General features: G+C 64.0%; 19 protein-coding genes and 1 pseudogene. 12 read left to right on the top strand and 8 right to left on the bottom strand.

The features are described 5' to 3' along the window. Positions 1-50 precede the first annotated feature (50 nt). The 3 genes from BLQ92_RS29555 to BLQ92_RS29545 form a co-directional block, all read right to left on the bottom strand. On the bottom strand, positions 51-1094 hold the full coding sequence (locus BLQ92_RS29555; RefSeq protein WP_090690343.1) for an alpha/beta fold hydrolase: 1044 nt from the start codon (positions 1092-1094) through the stop codon (positions 51-53). A gap of 71 nt (positions 1095-1165) precedes the next feature. Then, on the bottom strand, positions 1166-2497 hold the full coding sequence (locus BLQ92_RS29550; RefSeq protein ID WP_090690339.1) for a sensor histidine kinase: 1332 nt from the start codon (positions 2495-2497) through the stop codon (positions 1166-1168). Further along, on the bottom strand, positions 2494-3234 hold the full coding sequence (locus BLQ92_RS29545; RefSeq protein WP_090690335.1) for a response regulator: 741 nt from the start codon (positions 3232-3234) through the stop codon (positions 2494-2496). The genes BLQ92_RS29550 and BLQ92_RS29545 overlap by 4 nt, the downstream gene beginning before the upstream one ends. 378 nt (positions 3235-3612) lie before the next feature. On the opposite strand from BLQ92_RS29545, the gene BLQ92_RS29540 reads away from it, so the two are divergent. The 4 genes from BLQ92_RS29540 to BLQ92_RS29525 all read left to right on the top strand — a co-directional run bounded on the left by BLQ92_RS29540 (position 3613) and on the right by BLQ92_RS29525 (position 6053). After that, positions 3613-4194: a thioredoxin family protein gene (locus BLQ92_RS29540; protein WP_090690332.1), complete on the top strand. Its 582-nt coding sequence runs from the start codon at positions 3613-3615 to the stop codon at positions 4192-4194. Positions 4195-4403: 209 nt separating this feature from the next. Beyond that, positions 4404-4640 carry a DUF4148 domain-containing protein gene (locus BLQ92_RS29535; protein ID WP_090690328.1) on the top strand — a complete coding sequence of 79 codons (237 nt, stop codon included), beginning with the start codon at positions 4404-4406 and terminating at the stop codon, positions 4638-4640. Between the two features lie 91 nt (positions 4641-4731). After that, positions 4732-5055 carry a DUF4148 domain-containing protein gene (locus tag BLQ92_RS29530; protein WP_425312521.1) on the top strand — a complete coding sequence of 108 codons (324 nt, stop codon included), beginning with the start codon at positions 4732-4734 and terminating at the stop codon, positions 5053-5055. A 191-nt stretch (positions 5056-5246) separates the two neighbouring features. Beyond that, complete coding sequence (locus BLQ92_RS29525; RefSeq protein WP_090690321.1) at positions 5247-6053, top strand: hypothetical protein; 807 nt, start codon at positions 5247-5249, stop codon at positions 6051-6053. Here BLQ92_RS29525 and BLQ92_RS29520 read toward each other — a convergent pair. Together BLQ92_RS29520 and BLQ92_RS29515 are read right to left on the bottom strand one after the other, a co-directional pair. Continuing rightward, positions 6034-6879, bottom strand: a complete 846-nt coding sequence (locus tag BLQ92_RS29520) for a DUF2182 domain-containing protein (RefSeq protein WP_244106380.1) — start codon at positions 6877-6879, stop codon at positions 6034-6036. The two genes, BLQ92_RS29525 and BLQ92_RS29520, sit on opposite strands and share 20 nt — an antisense overlap. A gap of 8 nt (positions 6880-6887) precedes the next feature. Further along, entirely contained in the window at positions 6888-7655 is a 768-nt protein-coding gene (locus tag BLQ92_RS29515) for a DUF899 domain-containing protein (protein ID WP_090690319.1), read from the bottom strand. A 130-nt stretch (positions 7656-7785) separates the two neighbouring features. Between BLQ92_RS29515 and BLQ92_RS29510 the strand changes: the two genes are divergently transcribed. The 3 genes from BLQ92_RS29510 to BLQ92_RS29500 are packed head-to-tail and all read left to right on the top strand — an operon-like array spanning position 7786 to position 10965. After that, entirely contained in the window at positions 7786-9006 is a 1221-nt protein-coding gene (locus tag BLQ92_RS29510; RefSeq protein WP_090690316.1) for a helix-turn-helix domain-containing protein, read from the top strand. 32 nt (positions 9007-9038) lie between these two features. After that, on the top strand, positions 9039-9677 hold the full coding sequence (locus BLQ92_RS29505; protein WP_090690312.1) for a Vgb family protein: 639 nt from the start codon (positions 9039-9041) through the stop codon (positions 9675-9677). 16 nt (positions 9678-9693) lie between these two features. Continuing rightward, the gene (locus tag BLQ92_RS29500; RefSeq protein WP_244106379.1) at positions 9694-10965 is read left to right on the top strand and encodes an SGNH/GDSL hydrolase family protein; all 1272 of its coding nucleotides are present in this window, start codon (positions 9694-9696) and stop codon (positions 10963-10965) included. Between the two features lie 78 nt (positions 10966-11043). Here the strand turns inward: BLQ92_RS29500 and BLQ92_RS29495 are convergent, their stop codons facing one another. The 3 genes and pseudogenes from BLQ92_RS29495 to BLQ92_RS29485 all read right to left on the bottom strand — a co-directional run bounded on the left by BLQ92_RS29495 (position 11044) and on the right by BLQ92_RS29485 (position 14645). Then, positions 11044-12111 carry a glycosyltransferase gene (locus tag BLQ92_RS29495; protein ID WP_090690632.1) on the bottom strand — a complete coding sequence of 356 codons (1068 nt, stop codon included), beginning with the start codon at positions 12109-12111 and terminating at the stop codon, positions 11044-11046. A 282-nt stretch (positions 12112-12393) separates the two neighbouring features. Next, positions 12394-13386: pseudogene (locus BLQ92_RS29490) on the bottom strand (glycosyltransferase family 87 protein); the annotation flags it as partial. A 20-nt stretch (positions 13387-13406) separates the two neighbouring features. After that, on the bottom strand, positions 13407-14645 hold the full coding sequence (locus BLQ92_RS29485; protein WP_090690309.1) for a glycosyltransferase family 87 protein: 1239 nt from the start codon (positions 14643-14645) through the stop codon (positions 13407-13409). 615 nt (positions 14646-15260) lie between these two features. Between BLQ92_RS29485 and BLQ92_RS29480 the strand changes: the two genes are divergently transcribed. The 5 genes from BLQ92_RS29480 to cpaB all read left to right on the top strand — a co-directional run bounded on the left by BLQ92_RS29480 (position 15261) and on the right by cpaB (position 17576). Continuing rightward, entirely contained in the window at positions 15261-15527 is a 267-nt protein-coding gene (locus BLQ92_RS29480; RefSeq protein ID WP_090690304.1) for a hypothetical protein, read from the top strand. 106 nt (positions 15528-15633) lie between these two features. After that, positions 15634-15804: a Flp family type IVb pilin gene (locus BLQ92_RS29475; RefSeq protein WP_090690301.1), complete on the top strand. Its 171-nt coding sequence runs from the start codon at positions 15634-15636 to the stop codon at positions 15802-15804. Positions 15805-15971: 167 nt separating this feature from the next. Continuing rightward, entirely contained in the window at positions 15972-16130 is a 159-nt protein-coding gene (locus BLQ92_RS29470) for a Flp family type IVb pilin (protein ID WP_090690629.1), read from the top strand. 17 nt (positions 16131-16147) lie between these two features. Then, positions 16148-16693: an A24 family peptidase gene (locus BLQ92_RS29465; RefSeq protein WP_090690297.1), complete on the top strand. Its 546-nt coding sequence runs from the start codon at positions 16148-16150 to the stop codon at positions 16691-16693. 49 nt (positions 16694-16742) lie between these two features. Then, positions 16743-17576: a Flp pilus assembly protein CpaB gene (gene cpaB / locus BLQ92_RS29460; protein WP_090690294.1), complete on the top strand. Its 834-nt coding sequence runs from the start codon at positions 16743-16745 to the stop codon at positions 17574-17576. The last annotated feature ends 56 nt before the right edge of the window (positions 17577-17632 follow it).

Below are 17632 nucleotides of genomic sequence, written 5' to 3'. Positions count from 1 at the left end.
GGGCGACCGCGGACCGGGCCACAGCAATTCGTGGCCCTCCTCCTGTTCGGTTAAAGACGGGCGACATCGACGATGGCATCGGCAAATGCCTTTGGCGCTTCCTGCGGCAAGTTATGTCCGATACCCCCATCGATATTCCGGTGTTGATACTTGCCGGTGAACTTCTTCGCGTAGGCGGCCGGCTCGGGATGCGGTGCGCCGTTGGCGTCGCCCTCCATGGTGATGGCCGGAACCGAAATGGCCGGCGCGCTCGCCAGATGCGCTTCGAGCGCGTCGTATTGCGGCTCGCCCTTAGCCAGCCCCAGCCGCCAGCGATAGTTGTGAATCACCACCGCAACGTGATCCGGATTGTTGAACGACTCGGCTGAGCGCTCGTACGTCGCATCGTCGAAATTCCATTTAGGCGATGCGAGACGCCAGATCAGTTTGTTGAAATCGTGGCGATTCGCTGCATAGCCCGCCTCGCCACGCTCGGTCGCGAAATAGAACTGATACCACCACGCCAGTTCTGCCTTCGGCGGCAATGGCGCCTTGTTGGCTTGCTGGCTGCCAATCAGATAGCCGCTCACCGACACCATCGCCTTGCAGCGCTGCGGCCACAGGGCAGCAATGATATCGACGGTGCGTGCGCCCCAATCGAAACCGCCAAAGATCGCCTGGTCGATTTTCAAGGCGTCCATCAAGGCAATGATGTCGACCGCGACCACAGCCTGTTGTCCGTTGCGCGGCGTATCCGCGGACAGAAACCGCGTCGAGCCATAGCCACGCAGATACGGCACGATGACCCGATAACCAGCGGACGCAAGCATGGGCGTCACCTCCGCGAAGCTATAGATATCGTACGGCCATCCGTGCAGCAAAATGACGACCGGTCCGTTCTGCGGGCCGGCTTCCGCATACCCGATGCTGAGTGTCCCCGCGTCGATCTGGCGAATGTTATCGAACGAAGCAACGCGCGCTCCAGACTGCACGCTGACCGCAGTGGGATTCGACTGCGCCTGCGCGAGTCCGCTCAGGCCCAACTCAAGCAAACTGATACCCGCTACTGTCGTCCCAAGCAGACGGCGACGTCGAATATTGATCTGATCCTTCATAGATAGTTATCCTTAAATATTAGTCAAACAGATGCCGTTCCTGATTAGCACATGCTCTTGAACAATTTTTCTCAGACTGACTTTTGTCTGATGCCTTTCAACACCAGCCTGGCTTCCAGCCCCCCACCCTGACGGTTATGCAGCGACAGCGTTGCATCCATCGCCAAGGCGAGTTGCCGCGCAATTGCGAGACCCAGCCCGGTGCCGCCCGTTCCGCGGTTGCGCGATCCTTCCAGCCGGTAGAACGGCTCGAACACCGCTTCGAGCGACTCGGCCGGAATCCCCGGCCCGCGATCGAGCACGCAAACCGTGACCTGTCCGTCCTGCCCGGCGGCAACGTTGATTTCCGCCTCCCCACCAAATTTCAGCGCGTTATCGACCAGATTGCCCACGATCCGCCGTAACGCCTGCGGGCGCGTCACCAGAGCAGCGTCGATTCGCCCATGCAGCGAAACGTCCTTGCCGGCATCTACATAGTCGAGCACGAGACTGTCGAACAGCGCATCCGGATCGATACGCAGCGGCGCCTCACTGGCGCCGTGCATGGTGCGCGCGTAGGTGACGCCTTCCTTGACCATCGTTTCCATTTCCTGCAGGTCCTGCTGCAGCTTGGCGCCCTGTGGGTTGTCGTCCATCACGTCGACGCGCAAACGCATGCGGGTAATCGGCGTTTGCAGGTCGTGCGAAATCGCCGCGAGGATTTGCAGGCGCTCGGTCATATACAACCTGATGCGGTCCTGCATGGCGTTAAAGGCCCGCGCCGCACGCGCCACTTCGTCCGGCCCGTCTTCGGGCAAGCGCGCCGCCTTCAGGTCGGGGCCTAGCGTATCGGCCGCGCGCGCCAACTGGCTCAACGGACGCGTCGCCAGCCGCACCGCCACCCAACAGCACGCGGCCAGCACCACCAGTTGCAGCACCAGCACCCACGACAACCACGGCGACAGCGGCGCGCCCGGCATGGGGTGGTAGTCGATCGTCAGCGGCGTACCGTCGCTCAACTGCAGATGAACCTGCAGGCGATCCGGGTCGCCCGGCACGGCGTTGGCGGTGAGCGGATAGCGCTTGCCGATGCCATCCGCGATGGATTGCGCCACCCTCGCCGAGAGCTTCGCATCCGGCGGCGCGCCAGCGACCCCGGGGCTCAGATTGAAGGTGTAGGTGCGCCGCGCCAGCCGCGGCAGCCATTCGGCCCGTTCGTTGGCCGGCAAATGATCGAGCAGCGCAACCGAACTGGTGACCTCGCGTTCGATGTAACCCATCATCACGTTCGTCATGGTCTGGTCCCGTTCGGTCATGGTGAGCCAGACCGACAGCGTTTGCACCAGCGCAAGGCTGACAAAGAGAATCAGCGCGAGCCTCGCGAACAGCGTGCGCGGCCAATGCAGCAATGCATTCAGCTTCATGAGTCACCTTCGATCATGGTCACGGCCGCGGAAAATACATAGCCTTCGCTGCGCAGCGTCTTGATGTAACGCGGCTCGCGCGCTACATCCTGCAGGCGCTGCCGCAAGCGGCTCACCAGTAGATCGATCGAGCGGTCGAACGGATCGGCCTGGCGGCCCTGGGTCAGATTGAGCAACTGATCGCGCGTGAGCACGCGCTGGGGATGATCGAGGAACACACGCAACAAGCGGTACTCTGCGCCGCTCAGAGCCACCATGGTGCCCTCGGCGTCGAGCAGATGGCGCGCGGTAGTATCGAGCCGCCAGTCGCCGAAGCCGATCATCGACGCCGTTTCCGTCACCTGCATGCCGGGCGGCAGCATCCGCGTGCGGCGCAACACCGAGCGGATGCGCGCCAGCAGTTCGCGCACCGCAAACGGTTTGGCGAGGTAGTCGTCGGCGCCCATTTCCAGCCCGACGATGCGATCTGTCTCTTCGCTGCGCGCGGTCAGCATCAAGACCGGCACCGCGCGAAACTTGCCAGCACGCAATTCCCGGCACAGCACGAGGCCGTCTTCGCCGGGCATCATCAGGTCGAGCACGATCAGGTCCGGCGCGCCCTGCTCGAGGACGCCGCGCATCTGCCGGCCGTTGGCGGCCAGCGAGACGCGCATGCCGTTCTTCTCGAGATAGGTGGCAATCAGCTCGCGAATTCCGCGATCGTCATCGACGATCAGCACATGGTCGGTGTTTTCCATCGATCGCTCAATCCTTCCGACGATTCACACGCACCCGGTTCACGTTGACCAGCGAACAGTGCACGGGGTGCGCCATTTCCGCTGCCAGGCCGCCTGCGAGAAAAGCGAGGATCGACATGAACCGTCTCATGCGTCCTCCACGACGGACAGGACTTGCAGCAGTTCCGGTACTCATAGCGCTCTCCGCGGTAGCAATGGCTGCTTTATAGCCCAGTCCGCACGGCGCTTTGTATCTCAGTGTATCTGGGCGCTCCGCTGACACAAAACATTGCACCCGGGCCGCCCCGGCGACACAAGCCAGATACGAACGGGCGTTCCAATGCATCCATGCCAGGCAATGGAATGCCCGCGCTCTTCCCTCCCTGAAAGGACACTGACATGCTCTCCCGACTCAAACCCATCGCTACCGTGGCCCTGCTCGCTGCAACCGTGGCTAGCGGCGCCGCGCTGATCGCCAGTCTCGTTGCAAGTCCTGCGGCCGATGCTGCCGCCAGTCCGGTTTCAAACCCGGCAAGCAACAGCAATACTGCACCCGAATTCACCGGCATCGATACATGGATCAATAGCAATCCTCTGACCATGCAGCAACTGCGCGGCAAGGTTGTGCTGGTCGATTTCTGGACCTACACCTGCATCAACTGCATTCACGTCATCCCCTACGTGAAGAGCTGGAATCAGAAATATAAGGACCAGGGTCTGGTGGTGGTCGGCGTCCACACGCCCGAGTACCCGTTCGAGCGCAACACCGACAACGTCAAGGAGGCCATCAAGCGCTTCGACATTACGTTCCCGGTAGCCCAGGACAACCGCTATGCAACGTGGAACGCCTACAGCAACCAGTATTGGCCTGCGTTCTATCTGGTCGACAAGAAAGGGCACGTGGTCTATACGCACTTCGGCGAAGGCGACTACGACGAGACCGAGGCAAAGATCAAGGCCTTGCTGGCGGAAAACCCGTGATTCGTATCGCAATGTATCTGCACATCGAGACGACACACAACATTGCAATTGCGTCGTTTCTCGACACAAGCCAGATACGTTCGCGGGTTTTAATGCATCAACGCCGGATGCGAGATGCAAGCAACACCGCAGAGTCTGCCTGGATTGCCGCTCTTGCTCCCCAAAACCCCGGCGCCTTCCTTCTAATTGTTTAGTTTACGGAGTACGACATGAAAACCTCAATGTTCGCTTTGGCCTTTGCTGCATTCGCTACGGCTGGCCTCGCTCACGCTTCCGATGTCGCGGCAACGACCGGTTCTCAAGCGGCCACCGCGCAGATTCAGTCATGGAACCCGAGCCAAACCGGCGCAACGCAGAAGACCCGCGCCGAGGTCCGCCATGAACTGGTGCAGGCCGAGCAGGATGGCGAACTCGCCAGTCTGCGCAAGCTGTATCAGGGCGGTTGATCATCCTGACGCCACGGGATGGATCCCGTTTCCCATATGTTAAGCAATCCTTATTCTTTTGTTTTGTGAAACCTTGAACTTTGAATGGAGTATGACCATGAAGCTGTTTCGATTGCTCGCCGTTGCCGCTGTTTTCGCCACCCCCATCGCTTCTTTCGCACAGTCGAATTCACCTGTGACGCGCCAGAGCGTACGCGAAGAACTCGTCCAGCTGGAGCAGGCCGGGTACAACCAGGCCAGCGATCAAACCCAATACCCGCGCAATATCGAAGCGGCCGAGGCACGCCTCCATGCTCAGGATCAAGCAGTGGTGAATTCCTCGTATGGTGCTGTGGCCGCAGGCACTTCCGACGCTGGCGCGCCCAACGCCGCGAAGGTCAGCCCCGGCCTCGGTTCCCTGTACGCGCATCGCTGAGAGCGGCGGCGCGGCGTGGGAACAGCCGCAATAGTTTGCCGAGGAGGTTCGCGCGGGTTTGACACCGCTACATGCATAGCGGCGCGCCGTGCGCATTTCCTCATCCATCACGCATGAAAAGCACACCAGAATTGCAGCGTGGCAGACTGCGTGGCATTCTGCGCGTTTTCTTCTGCACAACGTCCGGATAGATGCCGCCGCCCGCCAAGTCACGCACGAAAGAAGTTCAAGCTGCACCGGCCGATCCGCTACCGGTTACGGCGGCCGAGCGCCCAGACAAAGAACTGAGCGCTGAAACCTCCGCCCGCTTGCGCAACGCAAAGATTGTCGCGCTAGAAGGAGAGATATCGGATTTAACGGAAACCGAGATCACCGTGACGACCGGCGTCCAGCAGTCCGGCGGTGCGAACCACGCCACTTTCAAGGTGTTACGGTTCAAAGTATCGGGTGCATCGGTTGTACTGTACGCGGCGCAGCGCGGTGTCAATAATTTTGGTTTTACACCCGCGCCGATGCTTCTCTCGAACGGCGACCATGTTCGACTGGCGGTCGCTTCGGAGGCATTTTCGGGTGAGCAGTTTGTCTACGGACTTCTCGATCTCCGGAGCAAGCAGGTGTACGTCTCGTTCGCCCTGCGCAACATTGAGTCGCAACGCGGGATTGATTTCCAGGCAATTGACTGTCTGCCCCGGCTGCCTCGCGTGTGGAAAAGCAGCCGTTGGCGCGAAGGGGCCAAGGTCATCGCCTTCGCCGCAATGGCTATCGTTATCTGGACCTACATCGGACTGAACGACCCACGCGGCGGCGGCGAAACGACTATCGAACTGGACGGCTTCGTTGTTCTGGCTTGCGCGATCTATTTCGGCATCGCCGCAAACGCCGCGATCCGCTGGCATTACGGCTGGTTCACGCAACGTCAGCGAAATCTTGCCGCGGTGTTCGACGCGATGGGGGTGATCGCGCGAGGCCGGGACCGGGTTAGTGTGTTGCAGATCTGATCCCTGCCACTCCACGAACAATCAGCAGCACAGCCAGTCCGACGAGAACCACTCCAACGATTCGCGCGGCCCGTTCGCGGCCAGGCGCCAGACGCTCGGCGGTAATGCCTGCGGTCACGCCCGCCATCACCCGTAGGTCCATGACGCCAAGGACCAGAAGGGTCGCCGTCAAGCCGACACAGGCATAGTTGCAACGTAGGCCGAGACGGCAACCGTATCGCCATGCCGAGGCCATGCAACAAGACAACGCCGCGCCGCGCCCCAGCGCTTCATGACAGCGTGCCAGACAGCGAGCCTTCCACCTGGTGAACTGGAACGCTCCCGCGCCCAGGACAAGCAAACCGGTCGCCACCGGCACGGCGCGCGCCACCGCCGGCAGCCGCATCTCAAGCGTCATCAGGACGGCCCCCAACGCAAAGGCCGCCAGCCCCGACACGGCCCAAACAAAGAAATATCCCGCGCCCACCAGCAAAGTCAGATACCCGGGACGCATGTCGCCTGCCCTACCCGCTACGGCCTCACGATACCGCCATAGCGCAGGCACCAACGACGGCATCATCATCGCCACCATCATCACGACCCACATGCCGGCGAACGACGCCGCCGCGCGGACCCAAGTCCGCCCGCACATCGGCGCCCATGCCGCGGACATCCCCCAGGCGCCGGGCATCGGCATATCGCCCATCGCCGACATGGACAGGCACCAGACCGCCGTCGCAGCCACGCTGGCCGCGAACACCAGCCCTGCAACGCCGAAGAACCCGACAAACCGGGAGACCCCAAGCCGCGAGACCTCCCGCCCCCAGGCTACGCGAAGCGTATTCACGTCGCACCTCAACGCGTGCCGTACTCGTCGTGCCGCTTCCACCAGATGCCCGCTTCGTTGCGCCCCTTGGGAGCCCGGTCGAGCCACTGGTACATGCCCCAGACTCCATCCACGCCACGCGCATAGGTGGAGTACGTGTGATAAACCACCCCATCCTCGAGCACGAACGCGCTCATGCCGGGCCGGTCGCGCGCGTAGGTCTGCGGATCGGTTCCACAGTTCGCGGCAAACTGGGCGACCGGCGCGGGCGCCGGGTCCGCGTCCATCGCATGGCGGCCACGCTGGTAGTTGTATTCGACCTCGCCCTCGCGCTGCTGCGCCTCCGTGAACGCGATATTGAAGTCGAAGTTGAAATCGCTGCCGTACGACGACGCCCACGGAAACGTCCAGCCCATGCGCCGCTGGTACTCCTGCAGTTTCGCAAACGGCGCCCGCGACACCGCCGTCAGAGTCACGTCGTGATTGGCCAGATGAACGAAGATGCCATTGAACCCGTCTGCGATCGAAGAACACGAAGGGCAGCCAGCCGCGTAGTCGGGCCCAAACATAAAGTGGTAGACGAGCAGTTGCGAGCGCCCCTGGAACAGCTCGGCCAGCGTCGCGCTGCCCTGCCCGGTCTCGAACCGGTAATCCTTGTCGATCCGAACCCACGGCAGCGCCTGGCGCTGCCGCGCCACTTCGTCGCTGCGCCGCGTCAATTCTTTCTCCGCCTTGAGCAGTTCGAGCCGTGCGGCCAGCCAGGCTTCGCGGGTTCCAGTGCTGTGTGTCGTAGTCATGTTCGCCTCCATTAGGTGTCCTGCGTCGCATGTTCATCTGACGATACGACGGACGGGTGGTTGGTCGTGTTAGATTAGTTCCGGGCACCCAACGGCGGGAGTGACAAGTGTGGCGGGATTCGCATAGACCATGGACTCGCTAGTCACGGCCGCGGCCCGGGCGCTCGCGGCGGGCGATCCGCTCGGCGCCCTGAACCGGGTCGCCTTGCGCGACGATGCGGCGGCGCTCGCGCTACGCGGCATCGCCATGGCCCAGCTTGGCGACCTCGTGCGCGCCAAGGCGCTGCTGCGAAGCGCGGCGCGCGCCTTCGGTCCCAGGGAGGCAGTGGCCCGCGCGCGGTGTGTCGTTGCCGAGGCCGAGATCGCCCTCGTCTCGCGCGATCTCGGCTGGCCGGCCAAAGCGCTTAGCGCCGCCCGCGCCACGCTCGAAGCGCATGGCGACCAGGCGAACGCCGCGCATGCACGCTATCTCGAGGTGCGGCGCCTGCTCCTGATTGGCCACCTCGACGAAGCCGGACGCCTGCTCGCCGGACTCGACCCGGCTCCCTTCCCGCCTGCCTTGCGAGCCGCCCACGAGCTGGTCGTGGCCGGCCTCGCCATGCGGCGCCTGCACACGCAGACGGCACGCGCGGCGCTGGCCCGCGCCGGACAGGCCGCGCGCCACGCCGGAATTCCCGCGCTCAGCGCGGAGGTCAGCAGCGCGTCACATACCCTGAACACGCCCGCAGCCCGCCTGATCGCGCGGGGTGAGGAGCGGTTTCTGCTGCTCGACGAAGTGGAAGCGCTACTGGCATCGAAAGCGCTCGTTATCGACGCCTGCCGGTATGCGGTCAGCGAGGCCGGCAGCGTCGTGTCGCTGGCACGCCGCCCGGTCCTGTTCACGCTCTTGCGCACGCTGGCCGAAGCATGGCCAGCAGACGTGCCGAGGGACACGCTCGTCGCACGCGCCTTCCGGGCGAAACACGCCGACGAATCGCATCGCGCCCGCTTGCGAGTCGAAGTCGGGCGGCTGCGCACCATGTTGCGGGCGGTGGCGAACATCACAGCGACCAAGCATGGCTTTACGCTGCTGCCGCATGGCGCGAGCGAGGTGGTCGTGCTGGCGCGGCCTGTCGAAGAGAAACATGCGGCCGTGCTGGCCTTCCTCGCCGATGGCGAGTCGTGGTCCAGTTCCGGTCTCGCGCTGGCGCTCGGCGCGAGCCAGCGCAGCGTGCAGCGCGCGCTCGATTCGCTGGCGGCAGCCGGCAAGGTGCAGCCGTTCGGTCGCGGCCGTGCGCAGCGCTGGATGACGCCGCCCGTGGCGGGTTTCACGACCACCTTGTTACTCCCCGCTCCCCTGCCGTCTGAGTAGGATGAAATCCACGCAACCATTGGGAGGAAATCATGAAACGAGCCGCAGCCGAAATCATCCGCGAATACGGGCCCTTTCCGGGCGTCGAGAAGATAGGCGGGGTCACCTACGATGGCAAGCAGGTCTGGTTTGCCTCCGGCGAGACGTTGAACGCCATGGATCCGGTGAGCGGCGAGACGGTACGCTCGCTTGACGTGGCCGCGCATGCGGGCACAGCCTTCGACGGCCAGCACCTGTTCCAGATCGTCGAGGACCGCATCCAGAAGCTCGATCCAGAAACCGGCAAGGTACTCGCCACCATCCCGGCTCCCGGCGGCGGCGCCGATTCGGGACTCGCGTGGGCCGAAGGGACGCTCTGGGTCGGACAGCACCGGGACCGGAAAATCCACCAGGTCGATCCGCATACGGGAGCGATTCTGCGCACCATCGAGTCCAACCGCTTCGTCACGGGCGTCACGTGGGTCGACGGCGAGCTTTGGCACGGCACCTGGGAAGGCGACGAGAGCGAGCTACGGCGAATCGACCCGCGCACGGGCGACGTGCTGGAGCGGCTCGATATGCCCGCTGGCGTCGGCGTATCAGGGCTCGAATCCGATGGCGCCGATCAGTTCTTCTGCGGCGGCGGAGGCAGCGGGAAAGTGCGCGCCGTACGCCGGCCGGGGCATGGCTAATGAGGAAAACAAACCGATGAAAATATCCGCACTGAGACACATCCCCGCAGCGCTCTGGCTCGCCTCGCTGGCCGTTAGCGCATCCGCGAGCGTCACGCCCGCCGCTTCCACAGCCAATCCGCATTGGGTCGACGCCTGGGCAGCGTCGCCCGACTCGGCCGGGCCGCCGCTGGCCGCGAGCACGCTGCGCCAGGTGGTGCGGACCAGCATTGGCGGAGCGGCTGTGCGCATTCGCCTGTCCAATCTCTACGGCAGCGGCCCGATCACCCTCGGGCCCGTGCACATCGCGGCACATGCCAGCGGTTCATCCATCCGCCCCGGCACCGACCACGCCTTGACCTTCGGCGGCAAAACCACCGTAACGATCGCCAAAGGCGCCGAGGTACTCAGCGACCCGGCCGCGTTTCCGGTGAGCGCCCTCGAAGAGCTGGCGGTGACGTTGTACGTCGCACCCGGTGCGGGCGCGACGACCACCCATCTGCTCGGCCAGCAGACCGCTTTCATCGCGCGCGGCGCCGACGCTACCGCGGCGCTCTCGCTACCTGATGGCAAAGCTGCGGCCAAACCCAACGCCGATCCCGACGACAGCCGCTACTTTCTGACCGACGTCCAGGTTGCCGCCACGCCACAGGCGCACACGCTCGTCGCGCTCGGCGATTCCATCACGGACGGCGCAGGTTCGACTGAAGACCGCAACGCCCGCTGGCCGGACGCGCTCGCCGCGCGCCTGCACGCCGATCCGGCGTTCGCCACGGTGGCCGTCGTCGATGCCGGCATCGCCGGCAACCGCATCCTGCATAACGGCGCCGATCCCTTCCTTGGACCGAGCGCGTTGTCGCGTTTCGAGCGTGACGCCATCGACACCTCCGGCGTGCACTGGATCCTGCTGCTGGAAGGCATCAACGACATCGCTGCCGCCGACGTGCTGAAGACGCCGGAGGCGAACGTATCGGCCGAACAGATTATTGGCGGGATGAAAGTGCTGATCGCTCGCGCCCACGCAAAGCACCTGAAAATCTGGGGCGCCACGCTGACACCGTTTGCGGGCGCCAATGCACCGTTCTATACAGCAGCGGGCGAAGCAAAGCGCGCAGCGGTCAATCGCTGGATCCGCACCGCGGGCGCGTTCGACGCGGTAGTCGACTTCGATCAGGCGGTACGCGATCCGGCTCATCCCGATCGTCTCCTGCCTGCCTTCGACAGCGGCGACCATGTGCATCCGAACGACGCCGGCTACCAGGCGATGGCCGCCGCAATCGATCCGCATCTGTTCGCCGAAAACAAATAGGCCAAGCCTAAGCGGTGTGACGCCAGTTCCACCGCCGCTGCGCCGCAAACGCATCCGGCGGCGCCACCTCCAACGCTGCTAGCGCGCCGCCACCCGCATCCGCATCCGCAGCGTCACACGCTTGCGCGGATGCTCGAAGCGCAGCGGCGCTGCCGCACGCGCCACACCCTCACGCAGCGGCAGGGCGCTCACCTTGCTGCGGGCCTGATAGCGGCGCCGCACCAGGTACACTGGCCGCTGCTTCGACTCGTAGTAGATGCGCCCGATATATTCCCCCACGACACCGATGCCGATCAGCTCGATCCCACCCATGAACAGCAGCACGCACAACAGCGATGCATAACCCGGCACCGGATTGCCGAAAATCAGCGTGCGTCCGATCATGAAGCCGCCGTACCCAAACGCCACAGCGGCGATCACGAGACCGATATAGGTCCAGCAGCGCAGCGGCACAGTACTAAAGCCGGTGATGCCTTCGAGCGCGAAATTCCACAGCCGCCAGCCCGAGAACTTCGAATGCCCGGCACTGCGCGCTTCGCGTTGATACTCGACGATCACAGTCCGGTAGCCCACCCACGCGAACAGCCCCTTCATGAAACGGCGGCGCTCCGGCAAACGCTTCAGCGCATTGACCACCACGCGGTCCATCAGCCTGAAGTCGCCCACGTTCTCCGGCACCTTCAGATCGGAGAGCGCATTGTGGACGCGGTAGTACAGCGCGGCGGCGGTCCGCTTTGCGAACGAATCGCTGGCCCGGTTGCTGCGCTTCGCGGCGACCACATCCGCGCCGGCGCGCCAGTGTTCGATCATCACCGGAATCAGGCTGGGCGGATCCTGCAGGTCGGCATCGATCGGAATTACGGCGTCGCCGAGCGCTTCGTCGAGGCCCGCCGTCAGCGCAGCCTCCTTGCCGAAGTTACGGGTCAGATCCACCACCCGCACGCGCGCGTCCTTCGCGCTGACTGCGATGAGCTGCTCAAGTGTGGTGTCCTTGCTGCCGTCGTTCACGCAGACGATCTCGAAGCGAATCCCTTCAATCGCTTCGAGCACCGGAACAATCTGCGCAAAGAAATGGCCGACCGCCTCGCCTTCGTTATAGAAAGGCACGACCAGCGAAATCAGGTTTCTATTGTTATGGTGAGACATGTTGCCCCCTTCCCCGTTATCGTCTTGCAGCACGACGGACTCCTGCCGCTCCCGGGCAATCCGCCGCGTCAGCATCCACAGCGTCGCGATCATCACGAGCGGCATGAACTGGAACTTCAGTTGCGCCACCACGAAGACCCCTGCGATCGGCGCGAACCACAACCCCACCAACCACTCGCGCTCGTAGCGCTTCCAGCCGCGAGCCAGGCCATGCCGCGCATACCACGCGATCAGCACGCCCAGCCAGGTCAGGTCGTAGTCGAACAGATAGGGGCTGACGAGCAGGCTGGCGCAGACCAGCACGGCAGCGCGCAACGCATAGGAACAGTCACGCCCCCACGCATGGCAGACCGCTGCCGCTGCGGCCAAGGCCGCGACGCCCTGCGCGGCATAAGCCCATGCGCGCGGCACATGCGCCAGCGTCGCCATCGCAAACACAGTGGGAATGCGTGCGAGCGCCGCCCGGCCGGACTCGACGAGGCTGCTGATAAATCCCGCGTTATGGAGAAACGCCAGCAGCGTTGCCGTGCCGAACAGCAGCACGGAGACAGCGAGCAGCGTCGCCGCAGTCAGCGCCATCGCACCCAGCGCGCGCCACGAGCGCGAACACAACAGCGCAAGCGGCAGCAACACGGCCAGATGCGGCTTGATGCATAGCAATCCAAAACATATGCCGGCCAACACGGGACGGCGTCTAAGCAGCACCAGGCCCAGTCCAATCAGCGAGGCGGTCAGCAAGCCGTTTTGCCCGCACACCATCACCAGCGCCGAACCCGGAAACGCCAGTGCCAGCAGCACCGTTTGCCGGCCCGGGACGATCGCGCGCACCACACTGACGAAGAACGCCAGCGTGCCGCCGAGAAACGCAGCCGCCGCGATCTTGAACGGCAGCAGCGCCAGCGGATACACCACCAGCAGGAAGGTAGGCGGATAGAGCCACGGCAGGATGCCGGGGGAGCGCGAGATCGCCTCGGTCTCCACCGCCGTCAGCGCAACGAGGTTGTACGCATCGATCGCGTGACGATGCAAGGCCAGAAACGATGCGCTCCAGAACGGCAGGAAATCCAGCGCCAGCGGCCCGAAATCCGGCCGGTGCTGCCACTCGGCGCGATACACGTACACGGCGAGGAACAGTCCATAACAGGCCAGCGCCACCAACCCGTAGATCCGCAGCCGCTCGCTGTTGAGCCAATGTGGCCAGCGGGTGGCATGGGCGGTGTGGGCAGCGTGAGCCGCCCCGTAGACGCCCGGTGCCCGGCGCCGGGCGATCCGCATCACGTTCGACGAGAGCGGGTTCATCGCACACTCCCAGCATCGCTGCGTACGCGTTGCATGATCATCAGCAGCATTAGCAGGAGCACGACCGGGCCAACCTGCGGCCCTTGCGCCGCGCGGTTGAAAAATTCATAAAGCGGCAGGAGCCACGCGAGCACGAGCACGATCTGCTCGTAGCGATTCCAGCCGCGGCGCAATCCGGCTGCGACGAGGAAAGCGAGCGCGATGCCAAGCCACGCCAGTTCGTAGTGCCAGACGTAGGGATTGGCAATCAATGTCGCCACCGCCAGAATCGCCGCGCGCGCGGCGCAGTCCGACGTACGCCGCCACACGTCGTAGGCGGCCACTGCCGCAACCAGCGCAACGCCCGCCTGGGCGAGATAGGCCAGCGTCAGATCGAGGCCGGCCAGCCGGAAGGCGGCGAACGGCGTGGGCGAAGCGAGCCAGAAACGCACACCGTGTTCGAGTATGACGCCGCGCGCCAGGCCCGCGCTGGCGAGAAACAGATGCAGCGACTGCGTTCCGCACACCAGCACACTGAGCGCCGTGAACAGCGCCGCGGTGAGTGCCGCTACCGCGATCACACGCCATGCCCGCGCCGCGATCAGCACCAGCGGAAACAACAGCGCCATCTGCGGCTTGACGACCAGCAGGCCGATGCACAGACCCGCACGCACCGGATGGCGCTCGAGCCAGCGAACCGAGAAAGCAGCCAACGCTGCGGAGAGCAGCGAGTTCTGACCAAACGCCGCACACACGAATACGCACGGCGACGCCGCCACGACGAAGGCCGCCAGCTTTGCGTTGCCCAGCGCCTTATCAAGGCCCGAGACACGCCATACGCCGACGCAGAAGAGCGCCAGGCTCGCCGCCACGAACACAAAGAACGCCGCCCACAATGGCAGCAGCGCGAACGGCGTAACCAGCAACAGGAACATCGGCGGATACAGCCACGGCAGAAAGCCGCCGTGCTGATAGCTGGGTAGCAGCAGTTGCTCGAGCTTGCCGAACGCGGCATAGTCGTAGGCCTGTGCCGGCACGCCGTGCAGCATCAGATGCGAGGCCACCCAGAAGACCGAATAGTCGGTACCGGGCCGGTAGCTGCCATCAGTGAAGCCTTTGCTGCTCCACGCCCACAAGACGAGGATCGCCGCCTCGACCAGAAGCGCGAAGCCGCTATACACGACCAGCCGGTCGCGTGTCACCCAGTCACGTATGTGGCGCTCCGCGCAGTTCAATCCCCGAACCAGACTATCCATCATCCCCGCCTTGGTGTGCGCCGGAGGTCAGCCGGCGTATTCGATAGGTCTTTTTTTGTTTCGATTCCTAAGCATGCGATTGCATCTATCGCCTTGCTGGTCGCTTCATTGTTGTAGGAAAACAATTCAAGTTTCAAGTCCGATGTTTTTACGCGCGGGCGATCCTCGACAGCCAAACCTCCCGGTGCTGCCCAAAGCGCAGGCCTTATGTGGCTTACCGCACACGGGCTGCTCACAGCTGAGACACGTTGTGCGGACCGGTTGTTTGAATCGCCCTGATTTCTCGTGAATTCGCCGCCGCGCCGCACTCATGGAAAGTCCCTGGGCCGAGGCCGACATGCTGGCTGCATGCGCCTTTGCGGGAGCCTGGCTGGCCTCGCCCACCCTTCGACTTGTCTCAAGTTTGCGACAGACCGGGCACGAGCCGCGCGTCAGCGGCCCCTGGCAACGCAGAGGCCCAGCATTTACGCGGTTTTTCGCGAGCTGGCCCACGCCTTGCGTAGGAGTGAGCGCGGCAGTCGAAGACGCACCGTCCAGAAACAAACCGGACACCGCAGACAGGAGTTCCGACCAGACTCCATGCCTTAGATAAGCAGCAGAACACGGGGATAGAACATGAAGAACCACGCATTCGGGCGTATCACTGCACGCCCTGCGCACGAGCCGCTGAACTGGAAGCCGCTCGCTGCCGCATCGAAGCATTCCGGCGAGCCGGCCAGCCGCGCCGCCTTTATTTCACTGCCGGCGTGGCCCGGCTACCGTGACGCTGTCGCAAGGACCGCCGCTGGCAAAGCTGCCTGCCAGCAGCTTGCCTTATCAGTCGATGCCGACACAGATGCAGATGCGCTCGTATATGACGATCCGCCTCGGCACAGCGACTAACCCGCACCGTTTTTCCTGCAGTACCACCTTGCTGTACCTGTAGTCCCTTCCCCGAGGCCAATTCCGGCACAGGGTTATATCTGTAGTAGTCCTCTTGGAGACTGTCATGCAAACCATCCTCACGCAAGCCAAGCGTTTCATCCGCGACGAAAACGGCGTCACCGCCGTCGAATACGGCCTCATCGCAGCGCTGATTGCCATCGTCATCATCGGTTCGGTGAAGACACTTGGCACGAACCTGAACACGGTGTTCAGCACCATCGCCGCTTCGGTTTGAGCGTCCCGGCGGCGGACGACCACGCGGCACCCGTCGTCCGTCCGTCCTGCTTTTGCAGATGGGGTCCGCGCCGGCCCGACATCAAGGAGTCAATCGTGAATACAGCTCGTTCCGTTTCCCAGCTCGTTGCGTCGCAGCCGGTCGCGCCGACCCGCTTTTTCCGCGCCATCGCCAGGCTTCAGGTCTTTCTCGACGATGAAAGCGGCGTCACAGCCATTGAGTACGCACTGCTCGCCGCCCTGATTGCGATCGTGATCGTCGGCGCCGTAGCCGCGGCCGGCACCAATCTGAATACGCTGTTCAGCGACGTTGCAGCGTCGGTCTGAACCACCCAACGAGGTTCATGATGCCAGGCTTTCCGCTCCCGCCTCATCCGATACCCGCCTGCGTGGTGCTGCTCGCGATCATCACCGCGAGCACCGACATCGTGAGCCGGCGCATCCCCAACCCGATCATCGCCGCGGGGCTCGTCGCCGCGCTGCTGGTGCAGGGCTGGCTGCATGGACCGCTCTCCGGCAGTGCCATATGGCTCACCGGCGCACTCACCGGCTTTGCCGTGCTGTTGCCGTTTTATCTGCTACGCGGCATGGCCGCCGGCGACGTCAAGCTGCTGATGATGATCGGCGCGTGGCTAGGTGCGTGGCCAACCGTCCAGATCGCACTCGCTACGTTCGTGATCGGCGGCGTCTGGTCGCTGGCGCTGACTGTGCACAGGCGCCGCACCGGCCAGCTGCTCGGCAACCTCCTATACATGGTGGCGGGAGGCGCACGGCGCGGCTCGAACGCTGCCGCAGACCAGCCGGCGCCGTTCGCGTCGGTCGGCTCGTTGCCCTACGGGGTCGCCATTGCTGCAGGAACCCTGGGCGTGCTGTTCGCGAACCTGACATGAACACAGCGCGCCTTGCCAGCCTTTCACTCGTGTTTCGAGGAGTAACGTCATGAAGAACAGTCGTGCATTCATCATGCTGGCGATTGCCATGCTGGCGGGTCTCTCCGCAGTGGTATTCGCTTCCCGCTGGCTCGTGCAGACCTCATCGGGGGCGGTCACCCAGGTGGCGGTGGCCTCCGACGACATCAACCTCGGCGAGCCGCTTACCGGCGCCATGGTCCACACGGTCAACTGGCCCACCGACAGCATCCCGCCCGGCGCCTTCAGCGACCCGAAGACGCTCGACGGCCGCGTGCTGCGAGCCAGCGTGCAGCGCGGCGAACCCGTGCTCGAATCGAAGCTCGCGCCGGTCGGCACCAAGGGTGGCCTGTCCGCCGTGATCGGCGAAGGCCACCGCGCCATTACGGTGCGCGTCAACGATGTGGTCGGCGTGGCCGGCTTCGCACTCCCAGGCAACTACGTCGACGTGATCGTCAATACGCAGGAGCCGACTAACAAGAACGACACCCAGCAAAGCATCTCGAAGACGGTGCTGGAGAAGATCCTCGTGCTGGCGGTGGCTCAACAGGTCAATCGCGACGACACGGCGCCCAAGGTAGTCAACGCCGTCACGCTCGAGGTCACGCCCGATCAGGCCGAGAAGCTCGACCTTGCGCGCAGCGTCGGCACGCTCTCGCTGGTGCTGCGCAATCAGGTGGACGCCGACACGCTCGCCACCGCCGGCGCCACCAAGATGAGCTTGCTCGGCGCCTCGGCCCCCGTGGCAGTGTCCGCTCCTGTCGCCCCCCAACCCACTCGCGTGAAGTACGTGAGCCGGGCGCCGGTCAAACGCGACTGCATCGGCGTGCTGTCGGGCGTGAGCGGCAGCCAGGAATGCTTTTGACGGGCGCGGCGTAGCCGGAGCAAGAGACCAACCGGCGATGGCGCTGCGCGAGACCC

It is taken from the genome of Paraburkholderia phenazinium (genome assembly GCF_900100735.1).
Lineage (GTDB): Bacteria > Pseudomonadota > Gammaproteobacteria > Burkholderiales > Burkholderiaceae > Paraburkholderia > Paraburkholderia phenazinia.
Note: the sequence above shows the minus strand (reverse complement) of the source record. Positions and strands in the feature narration are given on the sequence as shown.

Coding starts and splice junctions, on each gene's coding strand:
- BLQ92_RS29500 (WP_244106379.1), top strand. CDS start 9,694: ATGAAAATATCCGCACTGAGACACATCCCCGCAGCGCTCTGGCTCGCC.
- BLQ92_RS29495 (WP_090690632.1), bottom strand. CDS start 12,111: ATGTCTCACCATAACAATAGAAACCTGATTTCGCTGGTCGTGCCTTTC.
- BLQ92_RS29535 (WP_090690328.1), top strand. CDS start 4,404: ATGAAAACCTCAATGTTCGCTTTGGCCTTTGCTGCATTCGCTACGGCT.
- BLQ92_RS29515 (WP_090690319.1), bottom strand. CDS start 7,655: ATGACTACGACACACAGCACTGGAACCCGCGAAGCCTGGCTGGCCGCA.
- BLQ92_RS29510 (WP_090690316.1), top strand. CDS start 7,786: ATGGACTCGCTAGTCACGGCCGCGGCCCGGGCGCTCGCGGCGGGCGAT.
- BLQ92_RS29530 (WP_425312521.1), top strand. CDS start 4,732: ATGACCATGAAGCTGTTTCGATTGCTCGCCGTTGCCGCTGTTTTCGCC.
- BLQ92_RS29525 (WP_090690321.1), top strand. CDS start 5,247: ATGCCGCCGCCCGCCAAGTCACGCACGAAAGAAGTTCAAGCTGCACCG.
- BLQ92_RS29550 (WP_090690339.1), bottom strand. CDS start 2,497: ATGAAGCTGAATGCATTGCTGCATTGGCCGCGCACGCTGTTCGCGAGG.
- BLQ92_RS29485 (WP_090690309.1), bottom strand. CDS start 14,645: ATGGATAGTCTGGTTCGGGGATTGAACTGCGCGGAGCGCCACATACGT.
- BLQ92_RS29475 (WP_090690301.1), top strand. CDS start 15,634: ATGCAAACCATCCTCACGCAAGCCAAGCGTTTCATCCGCGACGAAAAC.
- BLQ92_RS29545 (WP_090690335.1), bottom strand. CDS start 3,234: ATGGAAAACACCGACCATGTGCTGATCGTCGATGACGATCGCGGAATT.
- BLQ92_RS29555 (WP_090690343.1), bottom strand. CDS start 1,094: ATGAAGGATCAGATCAATATTCGACGTCGCCGTCTGCTTGGGACGACA.
- BLQ92_RS29540 (WP_090690332.1), top strand. CDS start 3,613: ATGCTCTCCCGACTCAAACCCATCGCTACCGTGGCCCTGCTCGCTGCA.
- cpaB (WP_090690294.1), top strand. CDS start 16,743: ATGAAGAACAGTCGTGCATTCATCATGCTGGCGATTGCCATGCTGGCG.
- BLQ92_RS29505 (WP_090690312.1), top strand. CDS start 9,039: ATGAAACGAGCCGCAGCCGAAATCATCCGCGAATACGGGCCCTTTCCG.
- BLQ92_RS29465 (WP_090690297.1), top strand. CDS start 16,148: ATGATGCCAGGCTTTCCGCTCCCGCCTCATCCGATACCCGCCTGCGTG.
- BLQ92_RS29480 (WP_090690304.1), top strand. CDS start 15,261: ATGAAGAACCACGCATTCGGGCGTATCACTGCACGCCCTGCGCACGAG.